Origin of the sequence: Micromonospora halotolerans (assembly GCF_032108445.1) — a bacterium.
Lineage (GTDB): Bacteria > Actinomycetota > Actinomycetes > Mycobacteriales > Micromonosporaceae > Micromonospora > Micromonospora halotolerans.
Genome location: NZ_CP134876.1, coordinates 5,342,304 through 5,363,259, shown reverse-complemented (window position 1 = coordinate 5,363,259; position 20,956 = coordinate 5,342,304). Strand labels below are relative to the sequence as shown.

The window sequence follows — 20,956 nt, the reverse complement described above, 5'->3', positions numbered from 1 at the left end:
CGGCGTGAGATAGCTGGCTTTTGTTTTCCTAAGTCAGCCGGGTAGCGTCGCCCCCATGACGGACTTCCTCGCGCGGCGGGACTCCTGGTCCACCGCCAACTGCTCGATCGCCGGCGCGCTCGACGTGGTCGGCAACCGCACCACGCTGCTCCTGCTGCGCGAGGCGTCGTTCGGCACCCGGCGCTTCGACGAGTTCGCCCGCCGGGTCGGCGTCAGCGAGCCGGTGGCCGCCGCCCGGCTGAAGCAGCTCGTCGCCGACGGGCTGCTCGACCGGCGGCCCTACCGGGAGCCCGGGCAGCGCACCCGCGACGAGTACGTGCTCACCGCCAAGGGGCGGGACCTGCTGCCCGTGCTCGCCGCCCTGCGTGAGTGGGGCGACACGTACGCCGTCGAGGAGCCGTCGGTCCGGCTGGCCCACCACGACTGCGGCGCGGCGGTGCACGTGGCGCTGCGCTGCGCGGCCGGGCACGACGTGCCCGCCGACCAGGTGGACCTGCTGCCCGGGCCCGGCCTGCTGCCGTCCTGACGACCCACCCTTCCCACCCTCAGGAGCACCGCATGAAGATCGCTGGAAGCACCGCCCTGGTCACCGGGGCCAACCGGGGCTTCGGCCGGCACCTGGCCGCCGAGCTGCTGGCCCGCGGCGCCACCGTCTACGCAGGCGCGCGCAACCCGGACACCGTCGACCTGCCGGGCGTCACCCCGGTGCGGCTCGACATCACCGACCCGGCCTCGGTGGCCGCCGCCGCGGAACTGGCCGGCGACGTCACCCTGCTGGTCAACAACGCCGGGGTGAGCACCGGGGCCGACCTGCTCGACGGCGACCTGGCGGAGATCCGCCTGGAGCTGGAGACCCACTACCTCGGCACGCTGTCCGTGGTGCGGGCCTTCGCGCCGAGGATCGCCGCCAACGGCGGCGGGACGGTCCTGAACATCCTCTCCGCCCTGTCCTGGATCACGTTCCCCGAGGTGGGCGCCTACGGCGCGGCCAAGGCCGCCGAGTGGTCGATGACCAACGCGCTCCGCGCGCAGCTCGCCGGCCGGGGCGTGCGCGTGGCCGGCCTGCACGTCGGCTACATGGACACCGACATGACCGCGCGGGTGACCGCGCCGAAGTCCGACCCGGCAGAGATCGCCCGGCTCGCCGTCGACGGGATCGAGACCGACCGGTACGAGATCGTCGCCGACGAGACCTCCCGCCAGGTCCTCGCCGGCCTCTCCGGCGGCGTGGCCGCCCTCTACCCGGCCCTGCCGTAAGGAGGGGCCCCTGTTAACGACTGGCGTTAACAGGGGGCCCCTCCTTACACACAGTGGCTAGAGGTTCCGGGCGAGCCGGTCGGCCAGGATCCGGGTGAACCGGGCCGGGTCGGCCAGCTCGCCGCCCTCGGCGAGCAGCGCCATGCCGTACAGCAGCTCGGCGGTCTCGGTCAGCGCGGTGCTGTCGCCGCCCTGCTCGTGCGCCTTGCGCAGCCCGGTGACGAGGGCGTGGGCCGGGTTGAGCTCCAGGATCCGCTTGACCCGGGGCACCTCCTGACCCATGGCCCGGTACATCTTCTCCAGGGTGGGCGTCATGTCGTGCGCGTCGCCCACCACGCAGGCCGGTGAGGTGGTGAGCCGGGTGGAGAGCCGGACCTCCTTGACGCTGTCGGCGAGCGCGCCGCTCATCCAGGTGAGCAGGTCGGCGTACTCCTGCCGCTCGGCCTCGGCCCGCTCCTTCTCCTCGTCGGTCTCCAGGTCCACCTGGCCCTTGGCGACCGAGCGCAGGGTCTTCCCGTCGTACGCGCCGACGCGCTCGACCCATACCTCGTCGACCGGGTCGGTCAGGATCAGCACCTCGTAGCCCTTGGCGCGGAACGCCTCCAGGTGCGGGCTGTTCTCGATGGTGGCCCGGTTCTCGCCGGTGGCGTAGTAGATCTCGGTCTGGCCGTCGCGCATCCGCTCGACGTAGTCGCGCAGCGTCGTCAGCTCGGCCGGGTCGTGGGTGCTGGCCGCGCGGACCAGGTCGAGCAGGGCCTCGGTGTTGTCCGGGTCCTCCAGCAGGCCCTCCTTGACCACCGCGCCGAACTCGCCCCAGAAGGTCCGGTACGCCTCGGAAGAGAGGTCCTTGAGCGTGGCGAGGACCTTCTTGACCAGGCGGCGGCGCACGGCGCGGATCTGCCGGTCCTGCTGGAGGATCTCCCGGGAGATGTTCAGCGACAGGCCGTGCGCGTCCACCACGCCCTTGACGAAGCGCAGGTAGTTGGGCATCAGCGCGTCGCAGTCGTCCATGATGAACACGCGCTTGACGTAGAGCTGCACGCCCCGGCGGCCCTGCGGGGCGAACAGGTCGAGCGGGGCGTGCGACGGCAGGAACAGCAGCGCCTCGTACTCGAAGGTGCCCTCGCCGCGCATGTGGATGGTTTCGAGGGGGTCGGCCCAGTCGTGCGCGACGTGCCGGTAGAACTCCTTGTACTCGGCCTCGTCGACCTCGTCCTTGGCGCGCGCCCAGAGCGCCTTCATCGAGTTGAGCGTCTGCTCCTCGCGCGTGGTGGCGCCGTCCTCGCCCGACTTCTCGACGGTCATCCGGATCGGCCAGGCGATGAAGTCGGAGTAGCGCTTGACGATCTCGCGGATGGTCCACTCGGCCGTGTAGTCGTGCAGGTTGTCCTCGGCATCGGCCGGCTTGAGGTGCAGGGTCACCGAGGTGCCCTGCGGGGCGTCGTCGACGGCCTCGACCGAGTAGGTGCCCTCGCCGGTGGACTCCCAGCGGGTGCCGCCGGCCTGCCCGGCGCGGCGGGTCAGCAGGGTCACCTTGTCGGCGACCATGAAGGTGGCGTAGAAGCCGACGCCGAACTGGCCGATCAGCTCCTGCGAGGCGGCGGCGTCCTTCGTCTCGCGCAGCGTGCGCAGCAGCTCGGCGGTGCCGGACTTGGCGATGGTGCCGATGAGCCCGACCACCTCGTCGCGGGACATGCCGATCCCGTTGTCCCGCACGGTCAGCGTGCGGGCCTCCCGGTCGACCTCGATCTCGATGTGCAGATCGGTGGTGTCGACCTGGAGGTCCTTGTCGACCAGCGACTCCAGGCGCACCTTGTCCAGCGCGTCGGAGGCGTTCGAGATCAGTTCGCGCAGGAAGACGTCCTTGTTGGAGTAGATCGAGTGCACCATCAGCTGGAGCAGCTGACGGGCCTCGGCCTGGAACTCCAACGTCTCGACCCGATCGCTCACACCGACTCCCTTCCAGTTCGCGGGCTTCCGGCGGAAAGGATACGAGGCGTGCGCGCGGGGGCACCGGAGGGTGGTCGAATCGGGTCTGGTCCAACCAGTTGACGTGTTGATGTGTGCGGGGCCACACTGCTGCCCATGGCCTTCGCTCCCGTGCCCCGCGCCTCGGTCTCGGACCACGTCTTCGGTCAGCTCCGCGACGCGATCGTCAGCGGCCGCTACCGGCCGGAGGAGACGCTGCCCGGCGAGCGGGAGCTGGCCGCCGTGTTCGCCGTGAACCGGCACGCCGTCCGCGAGGCGCTGCGCCGGCTCCAGCAACTCGGGCTGGTCCGGGTCAGCCAGGGCGGCGCCACGCGGGTGCTCGACTGGCGGGTCCACGCCGGCCTTGACCTGGCGCTGTCGCTGGCCCGCTCGGCCGACGTGCTCCCGGTCGAGAACCTGGTCCGCGACATGCTGGAGATGCGGTCCTGCGTCGGGATCGACGCGGCCCGGCTCTGCGCCGAGCGCGGCGACCCGGAGGTCACCGACGCGCTGGTCCGGGCCGCCGAGGAGTACGGCTCCCTCGCTCCCGACCTGGACCGGATGAACGAGGCCAACATCGCGATCTGGTGGCTGATCGTCCGGGGCAGCGGCAACACCGCCTACCTGCTGGCGTTCAACAGCCTGGTGGCCGGCACCTTCGCCGTGGGCGACGTCCCCCCGGACGCCCGGGCCGCCGAGCTGCTCGACGTCGCCGGCCACCGCCGGCTCGCCGCCGCGATCGCGGCCGGTCAGGGCGCCGCGGCCGCCCGGCACGCCCGGGCCCTGCTGACCGCCCCGGTCACCACCCCCGCCACCCCCGCCACCCGAAGGGAAGCCCGAGCATGATTCCCGCCGTGCTCTACGCCGTCCCGGCGTTCCTGCTGCTCATCATCATCGAGGCGGTCTCCTACCGGTTCCTCCCCGACGACGAGGAACGCGGCTACGAGCTGCGCGACACCACCACCAGCCTCTCCATGGGCCTGGGCAGCCAGATCATCGGCTTCCCCTGGAAGCTGCTCACCGTCGGCATCTACGCCGCGCTGTGGGTGGTCGCGCCCGTGCACCTCTCCCCCGGCGACTGGTGGACCTGGGTGATCGTCTTCTTCGCCGACGACGTCGCCTACTACTGGTTCCACCGGCTGCACCACGAGGTCCGCGTGCTGTGGGCCAGCCACGTCGTGCACCACTCCAGCGTCTACTACAACCTCTCCACGGCGCTGCGGCAGAGCTGGACGCCGATGACGTCGCTGCCGTTCTGGCTGCCCCTGGCGCTGCTCGGCATCCCGCCGTGGATGATCTTCCTGCAGCAGTCGGTCAGCCTGCTCTACCAGTTCTTCCTGCACACCGAGCGGGTGGGCGTGCTGCCGCGGCCGATCGAGCTCATCTTCAACACGCCCTCGCACCACCGGGTGCACCACGGCTCGAACGCCGAATACCTCGACCGCAACTACGGCGGCATCCTCATCGTCTGGGATCGGCTCTTCGGCTCCTTCGAGCCCGAGCGGGCCCCGGCCCGGTACGGGCTGACCAAGAACATCCAGACCTACAACCCGCTGCGGGTGGCCACCCACGAGTTCGCCGCGATCTGGTCCGACGTCCGGCACGCCACCTCGTGGCGCGCCCGGCTCGGCTACGTCTTCGGCCGGCCGGGCTGGCAGCCGGCCCGGTGAGGCGACCCTGGCTGGGCCTGTTCGGGGCCGTCGCCCTGGTCGAGCTGGTCGGGGTCGCGCTCGACTCGACGCCGACGCAGTGGCTGGCCAAGCCGCTGCTGGCGCCGCTGCTGCTGGCGTACCTCTGGACGGCCCGCCGCAGGCTCGACGGCGTCGCGGTCGGGCTCGTGTCCGCAACCGCCGGGGACGTGGCCCTGCTCCTGTCCGGGCAGGCCGCGTTCCTGGCCGGCATGGGGTGCTTCCTCGTCACCCAGGTCGCGTTCCTCACGGCCTTCCTGCGCCGCCGCCGGCCGCCGGTGCCGGCGGTGGCCGGCTACCTGCTCGCCTGGGCCGGCGCGAACGCGCTGCTCTGGGGCGCGCTGGGTCCGCTGCGGCTGCCGGTGCTCGGCTACAGCCTGGCGCTGTCCCTGATGGCCGCCGCCGCGACCGGGGTGTCCCGGCGCGCGGCGGCCGGCGGGGCGCTCTTCCTCGTGTCCGACCTGCTGATCGGGGTGGGCGCGGCGGGCAGTGACTTTCCCGGCCGGGACCTCGTCGTCATGACCACCTACGCGGCGGCGCTCCTCCTGATCACCACCGGCTGGGCCGCCGCCACGGAAGCGCGACCGGCCCGCCCGCCGTCGCCCGCCGAGGCCACCCAACCCGTCCCCTGATCCCGGGACGGCGGTGGGTCAGCGGGCGAGGGCCCGCGTCACGACCGTGAGATCGTCACCGCCGAGGCCCTGTTCGACCGCGTGTCGCCACTCGCCGGCCAGGGCCTCGGCGGCCGGGAACCGGCCGGACGGCACCTCGCGCAATGCGAGGTCCACGTCCTTGAGGGCCAGGGCCAGGGAGTACTGCGTCGTGTAGTCGTCCCCGGCGATCCGGTCCAGCTTCTCGGCCGCCCACGGCGACACCAGCGGGCTGCCCCGCAGGGCCCCCTGCACGGTGGCGCGGTCCAGGCCCAGCGCGTCGCCGAGGGCGACCGCCGCGGCGAGCCCCTCGTTCACGAAGGCCAGCAGCAGGTTGTTGACCAGCTTCAGCCGCGACCCGGCGCCGACCGGCCCCACCCAGACGGTCCGCTGCCCGACCGCGTCGAAGACGGGCGCGACCCGGTCGCGCACCTGCTCCGGGCCGGAGGCGAGGACGACGAGACGGCCCTGTTCGGCCGGGCCCCGGCTCCCGGCCACCGGCGCGTCCACCAGGGTCACCCCGGGTCGCTCGGCGCCGACCAGCTCGGCCAGGCGCGCGGTCTCGGTCACCCCGATGGTGCTCATCTGCGCCCAGACCGCCCCGTCGGGCAGCGCGGCCAGCATGCCCTGGTCGACGGCGATCGCGCGCACCGCGTCCGCGTCGGTCACCATGGTCACCGCCACGTCGGCCCCGCGTACCGCCTCGGCCGGGTCCGCGGCGATCTCGGCGCCCCGGTCGCCGAGCGCACGCGCCGGCTCCGGATGCCGGTTCCACACCACCGTCGTCAAGCCGGCCCGGACGAGGTTCGCCGCCATCGGCGCACCCATGCCGCCGAGCCCGAGCACCGCCACCCTCGTCATCCGCCGCTCCCCCGCCTCGCCTACCCGGCAGCCTAGGCGCACGGACAGGGGGCGGCATCCCGATCGCGGACACGCCCTCGTCGGTTCAACCGGGAACCGCCGCCGTCCCGGACCGGATAGAGTCCCGGAAGCAGACGGCCCGCCCCCCGGGAAGACTGGTGGAAAGCGGTGTGGGCATGCGTCGACGGCCCGGCGGGGAGCTGCGGGACCGGCTGCGCCGGCGCGACCCGGGCTACCGCCTCATCCGTCGGGCGGCCCGGCTGACCGTGGTCGCGTCCCTCACCTTCTACGGCTGCCGCTACGGCCTCGGCAGCGTCACCCTCGCCACGTACGCGCTGTTCGCCACGGTCGCCACGGGCAGTTTCGCCCAGCTGCCGGGGCGGGCCGCCGTGCGGGCGCGCACCCTGCTGGCGGCCCTACCGGTGGCCTGGGCGCTCGTGGCGGTCGGCACGGTCCTGGCGGTCAACACCGCGGCCGCGGCCGCCGGGATGCTCGTCATCGGGTTCGCCGTGGCGTTCGCGGGCGTCGGCGGGCCACGCCTCGTCGGGCTGGCCAACGCGCTCCAGCTGTTCTACATCCTGGCCTGCTTCCCGCCGTACCAGCCGGACACCCTCCCGGCCCGGCTGGCCGGCGTCACCCTGGGCGTCGCCTTGGTCGCGCTCGCCGAGGTGACGCTCTGGCCGGACCCGGCGCCGGTCTCCTTCCCGCAGCGCCTCGACGCCGCCGCGGGCGGCCTCGCGGACCTCCTCGACGCGCTCGCGGACGTGCTGGTCGGGCGGCCGGGCGCGGCCGGGGCGGCGGCGCGCCGGCACGCCCGGGCCGCACAGCTGCTCGACCAGGTGCGGATGTCGCGACTGCCGGTGACGGCACGCCCCACGTCGGCCGGTCGCCACGACCGGGCCTGGCGGGACGCGGCCGCCGCCGCCCAGGAGATGCTCGCGGTCGCCGAGTCCCTCGCGTCCCGGCCGGACGTCCCGGGCAGCGGGGACCCCGACCTGGCCGGCGCGCTCCGGCGGTGCGCGGCCGCGCTCCGGCGGTCCGCCGACCGCACGGTCCGTCGACCCGGCACGCCGGCCGCCGGCGGGCCGGAGCCGGCCACCCCGCCGCCGTCGTGGCGGGCCGCCGGTCCGGTCCGGCTGCGCGTGGACGCGGCGGTCCGCACGCTCGCCGACCAGGCCGGGACGTACGCGACGGCGATCGGGATCGCCACCGGTCCGCGCGGTCGCCGCGCCGCGCGGCCCGTCGAGGCGGGCGCGGACCGGTTCTGGTACGCGGGGCGCAGCACCTGGTCGCTGTACCGGCGACAGTTCCGGGCACACCTCACCCCGCGGTCGGTGTACCTCGAGGGAGCCGTCCGGCTCGCCGTGGCCCTGTCCGCCGCGCGGGTGATCGCCGGGATCGTCAATCTGCAGCACGGGTTCTGGGTGCTCCTGGCGACGCTCAGCCTGATGCGGGCCTCGGCGTCGGACACCCGGACCACGCTGCGTCCGGCGCTGGTCGGCACCGTCGCGGGAGGCGCCGCCGGCGGCCTGCTGCTGCTCGTGTCGCCCGAACGGCAGGCGTACGCCGCCCTGCTGCCGCTGGCACTCGTGCTGGCCTTCGGCGTCGGCCCGCTGCTCGGCCTGGGCTGGGCCCAGGCGCTGCTCACCCTGCTGCTCATCGTCGTGTTCGCCCAGCTCAACCCCGCGTCCTGGCAACTGGCCGGCGCCCGGGTGGTGGACGTGGCGATCGGCGCCGTGGTGGGCGTCCTGGCCGGCCTGCTGCTCTGGCCGCGCGGCAGCGGCGCCGAACTGTGCCGCAACGCGGGCGCCTACCTGGCGGCGAGCGGGCGGGCCGCCGAGAGGATCGCCGAGGCGTTCGCGGGTACGGCGGACGCGCGCGCCGCGGTCACCGCCGCCCGGCGCGCGGAGGCGCTCGCCACCGCGTCCTTCGTCCAGTACCACGGGGAGCGCCACGACCCCCGGCTGTCGCACATCGACTGGGACGCGGTGCTGGCGGCCGCGCACCGGGCCACCTATGGCGGGCAGGCGCTGCTCGCCGACCGCCGGCCCGGGGTGCTGGCCCGGTGGCCCGGCCCGGCGGCGGCGCTGGTCGCGTGGGCCGGGCGGCTGCGCGACGGCTACGCCGGCCTCGGCCGCCAGGTGACGCGGGGCCGGGTCGACCGGCCGCCGGCGCCGACGGACCCGCCCGGGGACGTCGCGCGGCAGGTGCACGGGATGGTGCGCGACGGCGAGGACCGGCCGGAGGTGCTGGCCCTCGTGGAGGTCGACGGCTGGCTCGGCGACCTCGACGCTCACCTCCGCCGCGCCGGCACGGCGGTTCCCGAGGAGCCGCCTCAGCCGATCCGGCCGCCGGCGGTGACCAACCACTCGCCGGTCTCCCAGTCCGACGGCCCGCCCACCACCCGGTAGCACAGGTCGAACCGGATCCCCAGCTCCGGCCACCAGGGGTGGCGGACCGGGACCACACGGAAGATGTCGTCCAACCCGGGAAACGTGAGCCCCTCGGGCTCGGGGAACAGCTCCGCCAGCTCCGTCCGCGTCAGGTCGGTCCAGAGCGCGAACTGCCACTCGGTGCGGTTGCGCCACGCGTCGTGGACCAGCTCGAACCGTGGTTCCCGGCCGACGACGAAGCTCCGGATGTCGGCGCGCAGCTCGGCCGGCGTCGACGGCAGGATGAACGGCCACTCCTCGCCGGTCGGGTAGCGGTACATGGTCGACGTCGCGGCGAGCGCCCGCAGGAGGCCGCGCCACGCCTCGGCTGACGTCGTGCCGGCGGGCAGGTTCACGCCGGTGTGGTCGACGCGCCGCACGTGCCCGGCGAGGCGGCGGGCCAGCTCCGCCACGTCGACCGTGGGCGCGGGCCCGGCGGGCGGCCCGGCGCCCTCGACGCCGAGGGACGGCCCGGGGTCGAACGTGACCACCGGCGCGGGCACGTCGGCCAGCCCGATGGTGGTCACCGGGCGGGCGCCGTCCGGCCGCGGCGGGGTGAGGACCAGGCGCTCCACCGGCCCGCGGACGGCGTCCGGCTCGGCGTACGGCACGTCGGCGAGCAGGGTGCGGACCTGGTCGAGGAAGGTCCGCGCGGCGGGCGTCCGGGGCAGGCGGAAGGCGATCTCGTCGAGTCGGTCCATTCCCCGACGCTAGGGGGCGCGGCGCCGGCCCGGCACCCGCGGCCGGGCCGAATTTCGCTCCGGGATCCCGGCGGGCACCGGGTATCGTGCTCCGCGTCGACGGGCGAGGAGGTGGGGCGTGACCAGGGAGACGGGGCGCAAGCTCGTCGCCTCGAACAAGAAGGCGCGGCACGACTACACGATCCTGAAGACGTACGAGGCCGGGATCGTGCTGGCCGGAACCGAGGTGAAGTCGCTGCGGGAGGGGCGGGTGTCGCTGGTCGACGCGTTCGCCCAGGAGCGCGACGGCGAGATCATGCTGTACGGCCTGCACATCGCCGAGTACGGCTTCGGCACCTGGACCAACCACCAGCCCCGGCGCACCCGGAAGCTGCTGCTGAACCGCGTCGAGATCGCCCGGATCCTGGAGAAGCTGCGCGACGGCGGGGTCACCCTGGTGCCGCTGTCGATGTACTTCTCGAACGGCTGGGCCAAGGTCGAGCTGGGCCTGGCCCGGGGCCGCCGGTCGTACGACAAGCGCCAGGCGCTCGCCGAGCGGGACGCCAACCGGGAGATCGCCCGCGAGCTGGGCCGCCGCCTCAAGGGCCGCCGCCCCGCCTGATCCACCGCCCCTCCTGACCGGCCCGCGCCGGGCGCATATATACAAGGCTTCTTGTACATCATTCGTTGTGGGTCTAACCTCAGCAGCATGGCGGATGAGCCGAAGACCCTGCACCTCACCGATCCGAAGGCCATGCGGGCGCTGGCCCACGAGACCCGGATCCGGCTCCTGGGCGAGCTGCGCATCCGCGGCCCGCAGACCGTGGGCATCCTCAGCGACGTCACCGGCGAGGCGGTCGGCTCGGTCAGCTACCACCTGGGCAAGCTGGCCGAGCACGGCTTCGTCGTGGAGGCGCCCGAGCTGGCCCGCAACCGCCGGGAGCGGTGGTGGCGGGCGGCACACGCGCGCACCAACTGGGAGCCGGTGGAGCTGCTCGACGACCCGGAGCGGCGGCTCGCCTCCGACCTGCTGCGCCGGGCCTTCCTCCAGCGCTACGTGGCCCGGTTCGAGGCGTACCTCGACGCCGAGGCGTCCCTCGACCCAGCCTGGGTCCGGGGCACCACCAGCAGCGACAACTTCCTCCACCTCACCCCGGACGAGCTCGTGGAGCTGCGGCGGGAGCTGTCCGAGCTGGGCGAGCGCTGGCAGGCCCGCAGCAACCCCGACCGGCCGGACGCGCGCACCGTCACGCTGATCTGGCAGGCCTACCGGGGGCCGCAGTGAGCCGCCGGCGGGCACCCCTCGCCGGGCTGCTGGCCGCGCACACGGTCTCGCTCACCGGCAACATGCTCACCCTCATCGCGCTGCCGCTCTACGTGCTCGCCGAGACGGGCTCCCCCGCCGCCACCGGGCTGGCCGGCGCGTTCGCCACCGCCCCCGTGGTGCTCGGCGGCGCCTTCGGCGGCGTGCTCGTCGATCGGATCGGCTACCGCCGGGCCAGCGTGCTGGCCGACCTGGTCTCCGGCGTGACGGTCGCCGCCGTGCCGCTGCTGCACGCCACGGTGGGGCTGCCGTTCCCGGCGCTGCTCGGGCTGGTCTTCGTCAGCGGCCTGCTCGACACCCCGGGCCAGACCGCCCGGACGGCGCTGCTGCCCGAGGCGGCGACCGAGGCCGGGGTGCCGATCGAGCGCGCGATCGGCTGGTTGGGGGCCACCGAGCGCGGTGCCCGCCTGATCGGCGCGCCGGTGGCCGGCCTGCTGGTCGGCATGCTCGGCGCGCTCCCGGTGCTGGCCGTGGACGCGGCCACGTTCGCCGTCTCGGCGCTGGTGGTGGCGGTGCTGGTGCCGGCGAGCCTGCGGCCGCCCGCCGACCACGACGCCCCCTCGGCCGGCTACTGGCGCGACTTCGCCGCCGGGCTGCGCTTCCTGGTCCGCGAGCCGCTGCTGCGCGCCATGGTGCTGCTGGTGCTGGTCACCAACCTCTTCGACGCCACCAAGAGCAACGTGCTCATGCCGATCGTCGCCACCCGGGACCTCGGCGGGGCGGCCGCGTTCGGCCTGCTGGTCGGCGCCATGGGCGGCGGCGCGCTGGTCGGCTCGCTGATCTTCAGCGCCATCGGGCACCGGCTGCCCCGCCGCGCCACCTTCGTCACGGCGTTCGCCGTGGCCGGCGCGCCGCCCTTCTGGGCGCTCGCCGCCGCCCCGCCGCTGCCGGTGGTGGCCGCGGTCTGCGCGGTGGCCGGTCTCGCCGCCGGTGCGATCAACCCGCTCATCGGCGCGGTCGAGCTGGAACGCGTCCCGGCGACCATGCGCGCCCGGGTCTACGGCGTGATCGGGGCGGGCGCCTGGGCGGCCATGCCGGTGGGCGCGTTCGGCGCCGGACTGGCCGCCGACCACCTGGGCACCACCACGACCCTGGTCGCCATCGGCGCCGGCTACCTGCTGGTGGTGCTCACCCCGCTGCTCGGCGGCCCGTGGCGGGACCTGCGCCGACCGGTGGCCACGGAACCGGCCCGCCCGGACCGCGCGCCGGCGGCCGCCGCCGCCACGACGGAGTGACGACCGGCCGGTCGGCCTCCCCGGGTGAGCCGGGGAGGCCGACCGGCGCGGGTCAGGCGGCGACGCGGGCCAGCAGGGCGAACGCCCGGACCGGGTCGCCGGTGAGCTGGGCGTGGTCGGCGTCGGCGATCAGCGCGGCCCAGTTGTCCGGCGCGCTCCCCCGCACCACGGCCGCCTGGGCGGCGTCCCGGACCACCCCGAGGATGGCCTCGACCAGCGCGCCGTCCCGGTGGTCGGCGCCGAGCTGCCGCCCGAGCCGGTCCAGCACCCGGGGGGCGTCACGCAGGGAGCCGTCGGCGTTCCAGCTGGCCGGCGCGAGGGCCGCCCGCACCTGCGGCCGGTCGGCGGCGACGGCGGCCAGGTCGCCCCGGCCCGGGACGGTCCGCAGGCCCCAACCGAACGGGTACAGCGGCCGGTAGTCGGCATCGCCCACGTTGACCGGCACCTGCGCCTCGTCCCGCGGCCAGCTCACCGGCAGCCGGCCGGTGAACGGACGGCGGCCGAAGAGCACGTCGGCCACCCCGGCGCCCTCGCTGCCGGGCAGCCACGACGCCACCAGGGCGTCGATCTCGCCGAGCTGGTCGGTGAGCACCTGCGGCCGGCCGGAGACCACCAGCACCACGCAGGTGGGCAGCGCCGCGCAGACCTTGTCGACGACCGCCCGGTCGGCGGGCTGGAGCCGGAGCGACTTCTCCTCCTGCTGCGGCACGCTGCACCACCCGCACTCCGGGCCGCCGACGTCGCCGTAGCCCTCCGCGTACGGGGTCTCGCCGACCACCACGACACCGACCTCCGCGCCGTCGGTGGGGGCGGAGGCGTCGGCACTGTAGGTGACCTGGGCGCCCGGGGCGACCTGACGGATGCCGTCCAGGATGGACGTGCCGGGTACCGCGTCGGCGCCGGAGACGCCCTGCCAGGTGACGGTCCAGCCGCCGGCCTGGTTGCCGAGGTCGTCGGCGTTGCGCCCGGCCACGTAGAGCTTGGCGTCCCGGCGCAGCGGCAGGGCCCGCCCGCTGTTCTTCAGCAGCACCTGGGACTTCGCCACGGCCTCCCGGCCGACGGCCCGGTGCGCCGCGCTGCCGACCTGGTCGAGGTTGTCGGCCGAGGCGTACGGGTGCTCGAAGAGGCCGAGCTCGAACTTCTTGGTGAGGATCCGCCGGACCGCGTCGTCGATCCGGGCGGTGGGCACCTGGCCGGCGGTCACCTCGGCGAGGAGCAGCTGCTCGAACTGCTCGGCGCTGTTCGGCTCCATGAACATGTCGGTGCCGGCGTTGACCCCGACGCGGACCTTGTAGGCGGTCAGCCCGCCGTTGGTCGGCTCGGCCGGGTCGGGGATCTGGTGGATGCCCTCCCAGTCGGAGATCAGGAACCCGTCGAAGCCCAGCCGGCCCTTGAGCACATCGGTGATCAGCTCGCGGTGGGCGTGCATCTTGGTCGGGTTGCCGAGCCCGTCCTCGGTCCAGTCCACGCTGGAGAAGGAGGGCATCACGCTGCCCACCCCGTGGGCCCGCACGGCCGGCAGGTACGGGGCCAGGTCGACGCGGGCGAAGTGCGCCCGGTCGGTGACGGTCACTCCCTGGTCGATCGGGTACTTCTGCTCCCACCAGGGCTTGCCCTCGTTCGCGGCGGCGACCGCCTCGTCGTAGTCGGTGTCGCCGTCGCCCGCGTAGTGCTTCGCGGTGGCGAGCACCCGGTCGGCGTCGTCGAGCCGGCCGGGCCGGCCCTGCAGGCCGTCGATGACCGTCTCCATCGACACCACCAGCGCCGGGTCCTCGCCGAAGCTCTCGTAGCTGCGGCCCCACCGCTCGTCCCGGGACACGCACAGGCAGGGCGCGAAGTTCCACGGGATGCCGGTGGCGCGTACCTCGGCGGCGGTGGCGTGGCCGACCCGCTCCACCAGCTTCGGATCGCGGGTGGCGCCGAGCCCGACGTTGTGCGGGAAGACGGTGGCGCCCACGACGTTGCCGTGGCCGTGCACGGCGTCGATCCCGTAGATCAGCGGGATCTGGAGGCGGGTGCTCAGCGCCTGCGCCTGGAGCCCGTTGACCATCTCGACCCAGGCGGCCGGGGTGTTGCTGGCGGGGGTCGAGCCGCCGCCGGAGAGCACCGAGCCGAGCTGCCAGCGGGCGACGGCGGCCGGGTCGTCGGCGACGGCCGCCCGCTCGGCCTGGGTCATCTGGCCGACCTTCTCGGCGAGGGTCATCCGGCCCAGCAGGTCGGCGACGCGCCGCCGCACCGGCAGCCGCCGATCGAGGTACGGCAGGCCGTGCGCGTCGACCACCACGGTGGGCCGGGCCGCGACCGTGGCCCCGTCGGCGGCGAGGGTCAGCGGCACGGTCTCGGCGGTCTCCGCCACGCCGTCCGCGCGCAGCGCGACCGTGACCGAGCGGGTGGCGCCGGACGGGCTGCCCGCCGGGAAGGTGAGCGTGCCGGACGCGGCGGTGTAGTCGGCGCCGGGCGTGGCCGTGCCGGAGCCGGTGGCCCAGCGCACGGTGACCGCGGCGGCGAGGGGGCGTCCGTCGGAGGTGGACACCGCGAGGTCGACCGGCACCCGGCTCCCCTCGGCCGCCGCGTAGACCGGCCGGCCGGCGGTGACGGTGACCGTGCCGGCGTCGGCAGCCGCCGCGGGCGGGGCCGGCGTCAGGGCCACCACCAGGGCGCCGACCGCGCCGAGCGTGGCGTGTCTGGGCAGTCTCATCTCGCGCCTCCCACGGGACCGGTCGCCCGGTGCCCCGTCGGCCCGGGTCCGCCCACGTCCCGGTTCCGGATCCTTCCGAACCGCATCGCGTCACGTCAATGTTTCCGGCCGGTTCCGGAACCGTCACGCCAGCTCAGGGAGCGCTCTCTTGACAGCTCCGCACTTCGTTCATAACTTCATCGAAGCTTATCTTTATGTCTTGTTAACAGCAGGGAGGCACCGTGCGCAGGATCCGCACCATCGCCGCCGTGGCCCTCGCGGCCGTGGGCCTCACGGCCGCGCTCACCACCGTCACCGACACCCCCGCCGTGGCCGCGCCCGGCGCGGTGACCTGGTCCGACGACTTCAACGGCGCCGCCGGGACGCCGCCGGACGCCAGCCGATGGCGGTACGACATCGGCGGCAGCGGCTGGGGCAACAACGAGCTGCAGTACTACACCAACAGCACCCGCAACGCCGCCCTCGACGGCAACGGCAACATGGTCATCACCGCCCGCCGGGAGAACCCGTCCGGCTTCTCCTGCTGGTACGGCAGCTGCCAGTACACCTCGGCCCGGTTGCTCACCAACGGCACGTTCAGCCAGGCGTACGGCCGCTTCGAGGCGCGCATCAAGATCCCGCGCGGGCAAGGGATCTGGCCGGCGTTCTGGATGCTCGGCAACGACATCGCCACCAACCCGTGGCCCAACAGCGGCGAGATCGACATCATGGAGAACATCGGCCGTGAACCGTCCACCGTGCACGGCAGCCTGCACGGGCCGGGCTACTCCGGCGGCAACCCGCTGACCGGGCAGACCTCGCTGCCCGGCGGCCAGGCGCTCGCCGACGCCTTCCACACCTACACGGTCGACTGGGCGCCCGACTCGATCACCTGGTACCTGGACGGCGTCGCGTACTCCCGCAAGACGCCGGCCGACGCGGGCGGCAACCGGTGGGTCTTCGACCACCCGTTCTTCATGATCATGAACGTGGCGGTCGGCGGCAACTGGCCGGGCTCGCCGGACGGCAGCACCACCTTCCCGCAGACCATGACCATCGACTACGTCCGGGTGCAGGCCTGGGACAACGGTGGCGGCGGGGGCGGTGGCACCGGCGGGCAGATCGTCGGGGTCGGCAACAAGTGCGTGGACGTGGCCGGCGCCAACACCGCCAACGGCACGGCCGTCCAGCTCTGGACCTGCAACGGCACCGCCGCCCAGCGGTGGGCCTGGAACACCGACGGCTCGGTCCGCGCCCTGGGCAAGTGCCTCGACGTGAGCGGCGGGTCGACCGCCAACGGTGCGAAGGTGCAGCTCTGGGACTGCAACGGCAGCGGCGCCCAGCGGTGGGTCTTCAGCGCCACCGGCGACATCGTGAACCCGCAGGCCAACAAGTGCCTGGACGCGACGGGCGCCAGCTCCGCCGACGGCACCCGCCTCCAGATCTGGGACTGCACCGGCGGCGCCAACCAGAAATGGCGCCGCTGACCGCCCCGCACCTGCCGGCCGGATTGACACCGGGGCGGACGGTCGGGACCGTCCGCCCCGGCATCACCGGCGACCACCGCGGCAAAGTAGTTTGACGATCGTGGCGGACTGGGAGATTCGGCCGGCTTCGGCGGCGGACGTCGAGGCGGCGGTCGAGTTGCGGGCCGTGGTGCTGCGGGCGGACCTGGAGCGACTCGGGCGGTACGACGAGCAGCGGGTGCGGCAGCGACTGCGGAACGGGTTCGCCCCGGCGCACACCTGGGTGGTCGAGGTGGGCGGCGCGTTCGCCGGCTGCGTGTCGCTGCGGCCGGCCGAGGACGCCCATTGGCTGGAGCACTTCTACCTCACTCCGCACGTGCAGGGCAGCGGCATCGGTACGGCCGTGCTGCGCGGGCTGCTGGCGCGGTGTGACCGCGAGGGCGCCGTGGTCCGGCTGAACGTGTTGCAGGGCAGTCCGGCCCGGCGGCTGTACGAACGGCACGGGTTCACCCTCGAGGCCGAGGATCCGGTGGACGTGTTCATGGTGCGCGAGCCGGCCTCGCCCGTGCGCGAGCAATGATCATCCGCGGATTCGCGCCGCCGGACGTTTCGCATGGTCACAGGTCGAGCGGTTCGATGACCTGCTTTCGGGCGTGCCGGTAGATGACCGAGCTGCGGAACCCGACGATCTCGCGGCGTCCGCTGAACTTGTCCATGAGGAAGGCGTGCAGGCTGTCCACGCTGGGCACGGCCACCTGGACGAGGAAGTCGTCGCCGCCCGCCACGACGAACACCGCCACCACCTCGGGCAGGCTCATGGCGTACTTCTTGAAGCCGTCGATGACGGTGCGGCTCAGCGGGCGGACCTGCACATGCAACAGGGCTTGCACCCCGCGGTTGAGCGCGGACAGGTTGATCTCGGCGTGGTAGCCGGTGATCACGCCGCGTTCCCGTAGCGCACGCACGCGCTCGAGGCAGGTTGACGGCGCGATGCCCACGGCACGGGCCAGCTCGCGGTTGGTCTGCCGCGCATGTGTCTGCAGATGCCGGATGATCGCCGTATCAAGTTCGTCCACGGTCGACATCATGGCACGTTCCCCGAACGATGTTCGCTGGGAGCCGGACAGCACCGGTCAGATGGCTACTGTCTGCCCTGTTCGAGCAAGCCAACGACAGGAGCAGCGATCATCATGACAGTCGACTCCGACAGCGAGTCACCACACGAACACGTCGTCGTCAGGCGGGGCACCCGATCCGGCCTGCCGATCATCGTCGCGGTGCACTCGACCGCGCTCGGGCAGGCCATCGGTGGTTGCCGGCTGGCGAACTACCCGCACTGGCGGGACGGGCTCACCGACGCACTGCGACTCTCCGCCGCGATGTCGGACAAGTGCGCGCTGGCCGGGCTGCCCAACGGCGGCGGCAAGACCGTCGTCGCCCTTCCGCCGGGCCGGAAGCCCGACCGGATCACCCGCCGGGCCGTCCTGCACGACGTGGGCGATGTCATCGCTGGTCTGGCGGGCGCCTACGCCACCGGCCCGGACGTGGGAACCGGACCGGACGACATGGTCACGATCGCCGAGCGGACCGCGCACGCGTTCTGCCGGCCGGTTGACGCCGGCGGCAGCGGCGACTCCTCCGGGCACACTGCCGTCGGCGTCCTGGCCGCGCTGCGCGCGTTGTGCGCCGAGCGGTTCGGTTCGGCCGACCTGTCCGCGCGCAGCTTTGCCGTGCTCGGCCTCGGCCGCGTCGGCAGCCACGTGCTACGGATGCTCGCCGGCACCGGCGCGACGCTGGTGGCCAGCGACCTCGACGACAGCCGGCGCGCGCTCGCTGACGCCGCCGGTGCCGCCTGGGTCGGCCCGCGGGACTGCCTCACCGCCGACGTGGACGTCCTCGTCCCCGCCGCTCTCGGCGGCCTGCTGACCGGGCACTCGGTGCCGAGGCTGCGCTGCGCCGCGATCGCCGGGCCGGCCAACAACCAACTCGACACCCCGGCCACCGCGGACCTGCTGCACCAGCGGCGCATCCTCTGGGCGCCGGACATCGTGGTCAGCGCCGGGGGCATCATCCATGCCACCGCGGTCGAACTGCACGGCGAGACCTCCGACCAAGCCGCCGTCCGGGTCCGCGGCATCGCCGACACCCTCACCGGCGTCCTGCGTACCGCCCGGGCCACCGGCTCGACCCCGGCCGCCGCCGCCCGCCTCCGGGCCGGCCAGCGCATCCGGGACGGCCAGCGCATCCGGGACGGCCACCGATGACCCGTGCCCGCCATCGAGCGCCGACGCATCCGCGGCCCCAACCTCCGACCGATCGGGAGACAGCGGCATGACCTTGAGCACCAAACTCGTGATCGTCATCCGTGCCGACCTGCCGGCCGCGCTGGCGGCCAACGCCGCGGCGGTGCTCGCGTTGAGCCTCGGCGGACGGCTACCCGACCCACCGGCTGGGGACGCCAAGGACGGCTCCGGCGAGCGGCACGCCGGGCTGAACCCCCATCCCGTGCCCATTCTGAGCGCCACCGCCGACCAGCTCCGCGACCTGCACCGCAGCGCTCGTGCCGACGACGATCTGATCACTGTGGGCTTCAATGAGGTCGCCCGGCAGGCCCGCAGCTACGACGGCTACCTGGCCGCGCTCGCCACGACGCCCGCCAACGAGATCGACTACGTCGCCGTCGCGGCGTACGGCCCGCGCAGCCGGATCACCGCGCTGACGAAGCGACTCCCGCTCTACGCCGCCGAGGCCCCGGTCAGCGCAGAGGCCGGCAGAACGCACCGGAAGGCAGGGCTGTTCCCCACCGTCGAGGACCACCGGTTCAGCAGCCCCGCCAACGTCGGTGAACGGCAGCTGCTGCACGACATGCTCCGGGCCCAACGCGACACGCTCGCACTGAAGTGCGCCGGCGTCGCGGAAGCCCTGGCCCGGCGCGCGGTGCCGCCGTCGACGCTGTCGCTGCTCGGCCTCATCCGACACCTCGCCGACGTGGAGCGCCGCTGGTTCCGCCAGGTGCTGGCCGGGCAACCCGCGCCTCCGCGGTTCTCGTCCGCGACGAACCCGGACGGCGACTTCGACGACGCGGTTCCCGAGCCGACCGTCATCGCCGCCGCGCACCGCGCCTGGCACGACGAGATCGCGTTCGCCGACACGTTCATCGCCGACGCCCGCGACCTCGACATCGAAGGTCACGACACCTGGCGCGGCAGCGTCTCGCTGCGGTGGGTCCTCGTGCACCTGATCGAGGAGTACGCCCGCCACAACGGGCACGCCGACCTGCTCCGCGAACGAATCGACGGGACTGTCGGCATGTAGCACCGTCATGATCAGGCGTATGAAGCCCATTACCCCGGACACCATCCGCACCGAGCGGTTGCTCCTCCTGCCGCTGCTCGTCGAGCATGCCAAGGAGATGGCGGCCGTGTTGGCCGACCCGGAGCTACACACCTACATCGGTGGTGCTCCGGTCGATCCGCCGGCTCTGCGGGCCCGCTACGAGCGGCTCGTCGCCGGCTCGCCCGACCCGGCCGTCGCCTGGTGCAACTGGGTGATCCGGCTCCGCGACGAGGCGCGCCTGGTGGGGACCGTCCAGGCGACCGTCACCGGGCCGGACCACGAACGGGTCGCGGAGATCGCCTGGGTGGTGGGCACACAGTGGCAGGGACGGGGCATCGCCGGCGAGGCGGCCCGGGGGCTGGTGGCCTGGCTCGGGCGGCAGGGGGTGCGGAACGTCGTCGCCCACATCCACCCGGAGCACCGGGCCTCCGCGGCCGTCGCCACCGCCGCCGGCCTGGCGCCCACCGACGTCCGGCACGAGGGCGAGATCCGGTGGATGGGGCCCGCCGGGCGTTGACGCGTACGGTGGCGCCATGACGCAGGTCCTGCGGTACGCCGCCTTCACCACCGACCCGGCGGCCGGCAACCCCGCCGGCGTGGTCCTCGACGCCGGTGCCCTCACCGACCCGGAGATGCAGGCCATCGCCGCCGACGTCGGATACTCCGAGACGGCGTTCCTCACCGCCGCCGGCCCGGGCGAGTTCGACGTCCGCTACTTCAGCCCGCAGGCCGAGGTGCCGTTCTGCGGCCACGCGACCATCGCCTCCGCGGTGGCCGTCGCCGAACGCGCCGGCACCGGCGAGCTGGTCTTCCGGACCCGGGCCGGCGTGGTCCGGGTGGCGACCGCCCGGGACGCCGACGGACGGCCCACCGCGACCCTGACCAGCGTGGCGCCCTCGGACGCGCCGGTGGCGCCGGACGATCTCGCCGAGGCGCTCGCCGCCCTGGACTGGGCCGCGACGGATCTCGACCCGTCGCTGCCACCCCGCGTCGCGTACGCCGGGGCGTACCACCTGATTCTGGGCGCGGGGACCCGGGAGCGGCTGGCCGCGCTCGACTACGACTTCGACCGGCTGCGCGACCTGATGCGGCGGCGGGACTGGACCACCGTGGCGCTGGTGTGGCGCGCCTCCGGCACGCGGTTCGACGTCCGCAATCCCTTCCCGGTCGGCGGCGTCGTCGAGGACCCGGCGACCGGGGCGGCCGCCGCGGCGCTGGGCGGCTACCTGCGTACCCACGGTCTGGTCGAGCCGCCGACCACGCTGCACCTGCACCAAGGGGCGGACCTGGGCCGGCCCGGTCTGCTGGTGGTCGACGTGCCGGCCACCGGCGGCATCCGGGTGGCCGGGAACGCCGTGGTCATGCCGGGAAGCTGACCGACG

Annotated in this window: 20 protein-coding genes and 1 pseudogene; 16 read left to right on the top strand and 5 right to left on the bottom strand. The window is 74.1% G+C overall.

Annotated elements, in window-relative coordinates; genetic code table 11:
- The first annotated feature begins 55 nt into the window (after positions 1-55).
- Positions 56-526 (top strand): winged helix-turn-helix transcriptional regulator, encoded by a 471-nt coding sequence (locus RMN56_RS25230; RefSeq protein ID WP_262281965.1) that lies wholly within the window; start codon positions 56-58, stop codon positions 524-526.
- 32 nt (positions 527-558) lie between these two features.
- Positions 559-1,257: an SDR family oxidoreductase gene (locus RMN56_RS25225; protein WP_313720046.1), complete on the top strand. Its 699-nt coding sequence runs from the start codon at positions 559-561 to the stop codon at positions 1,255-1,257.
- A gap of 57 nt (positions 1,258-1,314) precedes the next feature.
- Here the strand turns inward: RMN56_RS25225 and htpG are convergent, their stop codons facing one another.
- Entirely contained in the window at positions 1,315-3,207 is a 1,893-nt protein-coding gene (htpG, locus tag RMN56_RS25220) for a molecular chaperone HtpG (protein ID WP_313720045.1), read from the bottom strand.
- 135 nt (positions 3,208-3,342) lie between these two features.
- On the opposite strand from htpG, the gene RMN56_RS25215 reads away from it, so the two are divergent.
- The 3 genes from RMN56_RS25215 to RMN56_RS25205 are packed head-to-tail and all read left to right on the top strand — an operon-like array spanning position 3,343 to position 5,545.
- Positions 3,343-4,071: a FadR/GntR family transcriptional regulator gene (locus tag RMN56_RS25215; RefSeq protein WP_313720044.1), complete on the top strand. Its 729-nt coding sequence runs from the start codon at positions 3,343-3,345 to the stop codon at positions 4,069-4,071.
- Positions 4,068-4,895 carry a sterol desaturase family protein gene (locus RMN56_RS25210; RefSeq protein WP_313720043.1) on the top strand — a complete coding sequence of 276 codons (828 nt, stop codon included), beginning with the start codon at positions 4,068-4,070 and terminating at the stop codon, positions 4,893-4,895. Before RMN56_RS25215 ends, RMN56_RS25210 begins: the two co-directional genes overlap by 4 nt.
- On the top strand, positions 4,892-5,545 hold the full coding sequence (locus tag RMN56_RS25205) for a lysoplasmalogenase (RefSeq protein ID WP_313720042.1): 654 nt from the start codon (positions 4,892-4,894) through the stop codon (positions 5,543-5,545). The genes RMN56_RS25210 and RMN56_RS25205 overlap by 4 nt, the downstream gene beginning before the upstream one ends.
- Positions 5,546-5,563: 18 nt before the next feature.
- Here the strand turns inward: RMN56_RS25205 and RMN56_RS25200 are convergent, their stop codons facing one another.
- Positions 5,564-6,424 (bottom strand): NAD(P)-dependent oxidoreductase, encoded by an 861-nt coding sequence (locus RMN56_RS25200; RefSeq protein ID WP_313720041.1) that lies wholly within the window; start codon positions 6,422-6,424, stop codon positions 5,564-5,566.
- A 176-nt stretch (positions 6,425-6,600) separates the two neighbouring features.
- On the opposite strand from RMN56_RS25200, the gene RMN56_RS25195 reads away from it, so the two are divergent.
- Positions 6,601-8,835 carry an FUSC family protein gene (locus RMN56_RS25195; protein ID WP_313720040.1) on the top strand — a complete coding sequence of 745 codons (2,235 nt, stop codon included), beginning with the start codon at positions 6,601-6,603 and terminating at the stop codon, positions 8,833-8,835.
- On the opposite strand, the gene RMN56_RS25190 is transcribed toward RMN56_RS25195, so the two are convergent.
- The gene (locus RMN56_RS25190) at positions 8,760-9,557 is read right to left on the bottom strand and encodes a hypothetical protein (RefSeq protein WP_313720039.1); all 798 of its coding nucleotides are present in this window, start codon (positions 9,555-9,557) and stop codon (positions 8,760-8,762) included. The two genes, RMN56_RS25195 and RMN56_RS25190, sit on opposite strands and share 76 nt — an antisense overlap.
- Before the next feature lie 118 nt (positions 9,558-9,675).
- On the opposite strand from RMN56_RS25190, the gene smpB reads away from it, so the two are divergent.
- From smpB to RMN56_RS25175, 3 genes are all read left to right on the top strand, one after another.
- A complete protein-coding gene (gene smpB, locus RMN56_RS25185) occupies positions 9,676-10,158 on the top strand; it encodes an SsrA-binding protein SmpB (RefSeq protein WP_189196879.1) in 483 nt (160 codons plus the stop codon).
- A gap of 87 nt (positions 10,159-10,245) precedes the next feature.
- Entirely contained in the window at positions 10,246-10,821 is a 576-nt protein-coding gene (locus tag RMN56_RS25180) for a helix-turn-helix domain-containing protein (protein WP_313720038.1), read from the top strand.
- Entirely contained in the window at positions 10,818-12,095 is a 1,278-nt protein-coding gene (locus tag RMN56_RS25175; RefSeq protein WP_313720037.1) for an MFS transporter, read from the top strand. Before RMN56_RS25180 ends, RMN56_RS25175 begins: the two co-directional genes overlap by 4 nt.
- Before the next feature lie 52 nt (positions 12,096-12,147).
- Here RMN56_RS25175 and RMN56_RS25170 read toward each other — a convergent pair whose 3' ends face one another.
- The gene (locus tag RMN56_RS25170; RefSeq protein ID WP_313720036.1) at positions 12,148-14,793 is read right to left on the bottom strand and encodes a glycoside hydrolase family 3 N-terminal domain-containing protein; all 2,646 of its coding nucleotides are present in this window, start codon (positions 14,791-14,793) and stop codon (positions 12,148-12,150) included.
- Between the two features lie 221 nt (positions 14,794-15,014).
- Between RMN56_RS25170 and RMN56_RS25165 the strand changes: the two genes are divergently transcribed.
- Entirely contained in the window at positions 15,015-16,259 is a 1,245-nt protein-coding gene (locus RMN56_RS25165; protein WP_313720035.1) for an RICIN domain-containing protein, read from the top strand.
- A 100-nt stretch (positions 16,260-16,359) separates the two neighbouring features.
- Positions 16,360-16,818 carry a GNAT family N-acetyltransferase gene (locus tag RMN56_RS25160; RefSeq protein ID WP_313720034.1) on the top strand — a complete coding sequence of 153 codons (459 nt, stop codon included), beginning with the start codon at positions 16,360-16,362 and terminating at the stop codon, positions 16,816-16,818.
- A 37-nt stretch (positions 16,819-16,855) separates the two neighbouring features.
- Here the strand turns inward: RMN56_RS25160 and RMN56_RS25155 are convergent, their stop codons facing one another.
- A complete protein-coding gene (locus tag RMN56_RS25155; RefSeq protein ID WP_313724855.1) occupies positions 16,856-17,323 on the bottom strand; it encodes an Lrp/AsnC family transcriptional regulator in 468 nt (155 codons plus the stop codon).
- Positions 17,324-17,428: 105 nt separating this feature from the next.
- Between RMN56_RS25155 and RMN56_RS25150 the strand changes: the two genes are divergently transcribed.
- From RMN56_RS25150 to RMN56_RS25135, 5 genes and pseudogenes are all read left to right on the top strand, one after another.
- Entirely contained in the window at positions 17,429-18,502 is a 1,074-nt protein-coding gene (locus tag RMN56_RS25150) for a Glu/Leu/Phe/Val dehydrogenase dimerization domain-containing protein (protein ID WP_313720033.1), read from the top strand.
- A gap of 67 nt (positions 18,503-18,569) precedes the next feature.
- A pseudogene (locus RMN56_RS32760) lies at positions 18,570-18,965 on the top strand (DUF2000 domain-containing protein); the annotation flags it as partial.
- 138 nt (positions 18,966-19,103) lie between these two features.
- Positions 19,104-19,553, top strand: coding sequence for a DinB family protein (locus tag RMN56_RS32755; protein WP_376787336.1), 450 nt, complete (start codon positions 19,104-19,106; stop codon positions 19,551-19,553).
- Between the two features lie 19 nt (positions 19,554-19,572).
- Positions 19,573-20,091: a GNAT family N-acetyltransferase gene (locus tag RMN56_RS25140; protein ID WP_313720031.1), complete on the top strand. Its 519-nt coding sequence runs from the start codon at positions 19,573-19,575 to the stop codon at positions 20,089-20,091.
- Positions 20,092-20,107: 16 nt separating this feature from the next.
- The gene (locus RMN56_RS25135) at positions 20,108-20,950 is read left to right on the top strand and encodes a PhzF family protein (protein ID WP_313720030.1); all 843 of its coding nucleotides are present in this window, start codon (positions 20,108-20,110) and stop codon (positions 20,948-20,950) included.
- Positions 20,951-20,956: the final 6 nt, after the last annotated feature.